The 4,696-nt window shown below is 68.6% G+C and carries 4 protein-coding genes; 3 read left to right on the forward strand and 1 reads right to left on the reverse strand.

The window, feature by feature from the left end; genetic code table 11:
• The 3 genes from cysS to DBR34_RS11330 form a co-directional block, all read left to right on the forward strand.
• On the forward strand, positions 1–1,363 hold a 1,363-nt coding region (gene cysS / locus DBR34_RS11320; protein WP_128096866.1), incomplete at its 5' end, for a cysteine--tRNA ligase.
• A 121-nt stretch (positions 1,364–1,484) separates the two neighbouring features.
• Positions 1,485–1,934 (forward strand): SufE family protein, encoded by a 450-nt coding sequence (locus DBR34_RS11325; protein WP_128096867.1) that lies wholly within the window; start codon positions 1,485–1,487, stop codon positions 1,932–1,934.
• Positions 1,931–3,184, forward strand: coding sequence for an MFS transporter (locus DBR34_RS11330; protein ID WP_038687413.1), 1,254 nt, complete (start codon positions 1,931–1,933; stop codon positions 3,182–3,184). Before DBR34_RS11325 ends, DBR34_RS11330 begins: the two co-directional genes overlap by 4 nt.
• A gap of 154 nt (positions 3,185–3,338) precedes the next feature.
• Here the strand turns inward: DBR34_RS11330 and dksA are convergent, their stop codons facing one another.
• Entirely contained in the window at positions 3,339–4,577 is a 1,239-nt protein-coding gene (gene dksA / locus DBR34_RS11335; RefSeq protein WP_128096868.1) for an RNA polymerase-binding protein DksA, read from the reverse strand.
• Positions 4,578–4,696 lie beyond the last annotated feature (119 nt).

Below are 4,696 nucleotides of genomic sequence, written 5' to 3' on the forward strand. Positions count from 1 at the left end.
GCGCCTGCACAACAACCTGACACGCCAGCTCGAACCGTTCACCCCGCTCGATCCGACCTGTCCGACCCTGTATGTGTGTGGCCCCACGGTCTACAACTATGTGCACATCGGCAATGCCCGCGGCCCGGTGGTGTTCGGGGTGCTGGCGGACCTGCTGCGGCGCCGCTTCGGCGGCCTGCGCTACGCCCGCAACATCACCGACGTGGACGACAAGATCAACACCGCCGCGCGTGAACAGGGCGTGCCGATCTCGGCGATCACCGACCGGTTTGCCGCGGCCTACCGGGAAGACATGGCCGCGCTGGGCGTGGTGCCGCCGGACATCGAGCCGGAGGCGACCGCGCACATCCCGCAGATCGTGACGATGATCGAGCAGCTGATCGCCGCCGGCCACGCCTATGCGGCCGAAGGCCACGTGCTGTTTTCGGTCGGTTCCTATGTCGGGTATGGCAAGTTGTCGCGCCGCGACCCGGAGGAAATGCTGGCGGGCGCGCGCGTGGACGTGGCCCCGTACAAGCGCGACCCGGGCGACTTCGTCCTGTGGAAGCCCTCCAGCGACGACCTGCCCGGCTGGGAATCGCCGTGGGGCCGGGGTCGTCCGGGCTGGCACATCGAATGCTCGGCGATGGCGGCCGCGCACCTGGGCCCGACCATCGACATCCATGCCGGTGGCGTGGACCTGCAGTTCCCGCACCACGAAAACGAGATCGCGCAGAGCGAGTGCGCCCACGGCGGGCAGACCTTCGCCCGGTTCTGGCTGCACAACGGCATGCTCAATTTTGGCGGCGCCAAGATGAGCAAGTCGATCGGCAACATCGAGCGCGTGCACGACCTGGTGCGCAAGCATGCCCCCGAGGCGCTGCGCTACGCGCTGCTGTCGGCGCACTACCGGCAGCCGCTGGACTGGTCCGATGCGCTGATCGAACAGTCCGCGCGCACGCTGGACCGGCTGTACGGCACCCTGCGCGACCTGGCAGCCGTGGAGGCCACCGCGGTCATCCCGGCCGAGATGGAGGCGGCGCTGGACGACGACCTCAACACGCCGCAGGCGCTGGCCGAACTGGCCCGCGTCGCCGGCGAAGCCCGCAAGGCCGCGCCGGCCGACCAGGCCCGCTGGAAGACCGCGCTGCTCGGCGCTGGCCTGGCGCTGGGCCTGCTGCAGCAGGATCCGGCCGCCTGGTTTGGCAATGCACCGGGCGACGCCGATGACGATGCGCGCATCCAGTCGCTGATCGACGCCCGCACCGCCGCCAAGCAGGGCCGCGACTTCGCCCGCGCCGACGCCATCCGCGACCAGCTGGCCGCCGAGGGCATCGCGCTGGAAGACACCGCCCAGGGCGTGCGCTGGGTGCGCAGGCGTTGATCCGTCGCCCGGCCAACCGCCGGGCGCTACCGCGACACAGATCCGGCCACGGATGGCCGGGTGTTCCCCCCGAACCATCACGGCCTGACCACGGAAGGCAGCTACCGGCCCGGAGTCCCCCATGACCCTTGCTTCCCCGTTCCCGCTTGAACCCACCGCTGCCGAGGCACAGGCGGCCATTGCCGATGAATTCGCCTTCTTCGGTGACTGGTCCGAGCGCTACCAGTACCTGATCGACCTCGGCCGCAAGCTGCCCACCTTCCCCGACGCGTGGAAGACCGAAGAGCACCGCCTGCTCGGCTGCCAGTCGATGGTGTGGATCGTGCCCGAGGGCAACGCGCAGCAGCTGCGATTCCACGCCATCAGTGACTCGGCGATCGTCTCCGGGCTGATCTACCTCGCCCTGCGGGTGTATTCGGGCCGTTCGGCCGCCGAGATCCTGGCCACCGAACCGAGCTACATCCAGGACATCGGGCTGTCCCGCCACCTGTCACCGACCCGCAGCAACGGCGTTGCGGCGATGCTGGCCTTCATCCGCGAGACCGCGCAGTCGCAGCACGCCCAGTCGTGAGTACCGACGCCCCTGCCGAGCCCGCCGAAAGCGCGCTGACCCTGCTGGCCCGGCCCGGCTTCTCGCTGCTGCTGGCCTACCGCATCTGCGCGATGCTGTCCTACCAGATCGTGGCGGTGACGGTGGGCTGGCACATCTACGAAGTGACCCGCAATCCTTTCTCGCTGGGTCTGGTGGGGCTGGCCGAGGTGCTGCCGTTCTTCTGCGTGGCCCCGTTCGCCGGCTACCTGGTGGACCACCTGCCCCGCCGCCGGCTGGGCATGGTCGCTGCCAGCGGACTGGTGCTCACCGCCGTGGTGCTCACCGCCGTTGCCCAGGGCTGGCTGCCGTTCCACGGGGTGTGGCCGATCTACGCGGCCATCGCCATGACCGGCATGGTCCGCGCGTTCCTGTCGCCGATCTACAACGCCCTGTTCGCCCGCGTGCTCGAGCGCCAGCAGTACGCGCGCGGTGCGGGCCTGGGCGCGGTGGTGTTCCAGGCCGGCATGGTGGCCGGCCCGGCGCTGGGTGGCCTTCTGGTGGCCTGGGGCGGCAAGGGCGTGGCCTATGGCGTGGCCGTGGCGGTGGCGCTGATCGCGGTCGGCTGCCTGGCCGTGCTGCGCGTGTCCGAACCGGTGCACACCGGTCCGGCCGCGCCGATCTTCAAGAGCATCGCCGAAGGCGGTCGCTTCGTGCTCGGCAACCGGATCATGGTCGGGGCGATGGCGCTGGACATGTTCTCGGTGCTGCTCGGCGGCGTGGTGGCGATGCTGCCGGCGTTCCTGCATGAAATCCTGCACCACGGCCCGGAAGGCCTGGGCATCCTGCGCGCGGCCCCTGCGCTGGGGTCGGTCTGCGTGGGCCTGTGGCTGGCCCGCCGGCCGCTGCAGCGCAACGCCGGCCGCGTGCTGCTGTTCGCGGTGGCCGGCTTCGGCCTGTGCGTGATCGGCTTCGGGCTGTCGCACAGCTTCTGGCTGTCGGCGCTGATCCTGTTGTTCTACGGTGCCTTCGACGGGGTGTCGGTGGTGGTCCGCTCGACCATCCTGCAGCTGGCCACGCCGGAGGAGATGCGCGGCCGGGTGTCGTCCATCAACGGCATCTTCATCAGCTCGTCCAACGAACTGGGCGCGTTCTATGCGGGCACGATGGCCAAGCTGCTCGGCCTGGCCCCGGCCGTGGTGCTGGGCGGTTTCGCCGTGCTCAGCGTGGCCGGCATCACCGCCTGGAAGAACCCGACGCTGCGCCGGTTGAACCTGCGGGATCTGCAGTAGGTACGGGCCGGGGGTCGGTACGCCGTCAGCGCACCACCGCGATGGGTTCCGACCCGCACATGCGACGCACCCCTCGCCCCTCGCCCCTCGCCACCAAACCACAAAAAAGCCCGGCCGAAGCCGGGCTTTTCACTATGCATCTACCACCAGAAACTCAGTCGCCCTGCTGCTTCTGCAGGTGCTCCCAACGTTCCTGGGCGTCGATGGTGCGCTCAGCGGTGAGGCGCGCTTCCAGACGGTCCAGGCCGATCTCTTCGCCGGTGTCCACGCAGTAGCCGTAGTCACCGTCTTCCAGACGCTTCAGCGTGCTGTTGATCTTGCCGATCAGCTTGCGGTAACGATCGCGGGTACGCAGTTCCAGCGAGTTCTCGGTCTCGCGGGTGGCGCGCTCGGCTTCATCGCCGATGTCACGCACTTCTTCCTGCAGGTTGGCGATGGTCTGCTTGGATTCCTCCACCAGATCATTGCGCCAGTGCTGCAGGCGCTGGCGGAAATACTCCAGCTGCAGCGGGCTCATGTATTCCTCTTCCGCGCTCGGCTTGTAGCCTTCGGGCAGGATCGGACGACCGGTGGCTTCGTCAGTCTTGTACTCCACCACCTTGACCTTGGTGCGCGGCGCCGGGGCGGACGAGCGCGCTGCCACGGCAACGGCGACCTTGCCGACCGGACGCGACACGGGCTTGGGGGCGGACTCGGACTTGGCGGGGGTTTTTGCAGGCGATTTCGAAACGGGCACGGGATTCTTGTTTTGCGGGGCCTTGGAGGCGGGGGCTGCTGCTGCCGGCACCGGCGCGGACGCCGGCGGGGTAACAGGTTTGGCCGCGCTCTTGGCCGGGACAGACTTGGCCGGCGCCGGCGATGCCGGCTTCGGTGCGGACTTCACTACGGGTGCTGCAACCGGCTTGGCGGCCGGCTTGGGTGCCACGGGCTTGCTGGCGGTTTTACTGGCCTTCACCGGCTTGGCCGGCGGCTGCTTGGCCGCCACCTTCTTCACCGGTGCAGGCTTGGAGGCCGGCGTGACAGCTGCCGGCTTCACGGATTTTTTCGCGACGGTCTTGGCCGGTGCGGCCTTCTTCACCGGTGCCTTGGCGACCGGCTTGGCCACCGCGGCCTTCTTGGCCACGACCTTCTTGGCGGGCGCGGCCTTCTTCACCGGGGCCTTGCTCACCACCGGCTTTTTGGCGACGGCTTTCTTCACCGCCTTGGCCGGGGTCTTGGCGACAGGTTTTTTCACGGGTGCCGTCCTGGCCGCCGGTTGTTTGGATGCAGGCTTGCCAGCCGGCTTGGGGGCCGGTTTTTTGGCAACGGACTTGGCCGCCAACTTCTTAGCAACAGGCTTGGCGGTTTTCTTGGCGGCCTTGACGGCCTTCTTTGCAGTTTTTTTAGCAGCCACGAAACGCTCTTCCTTGGTTTCCCCGGGGCCCGGGAAAGCGGGCCTTTATAGCCTACCCGACCAGCAGCAGCAACCACACCGCCTACTCCGTTCAGCCCCGGAGTCGCAAGGCGTGCGGC

The sequence above is a fragment of the Stenotrophomonas sp. HMWF003 genome (assembly GCF_003061285.1).
Taxonomy (GTDB): domain Bacteria; phylum Pseudomonadota; class Gammaproteobacteria; order Xanthomonadales; family Xanthomonadaceae; genus Stenotrophomonas; species Stenotrophomonas maltophilia_AP.

Bases quoted from the DNA above. Each gene is read 5' to 3' on its own strand.
- DBR34_RS11325 (WP_128096867.1), top strand. From the start codon at position 1,485: ATGACCCTTGCTTCCCCGTTCCCGCTTGAACCCACCGCTGCCGAGGCA.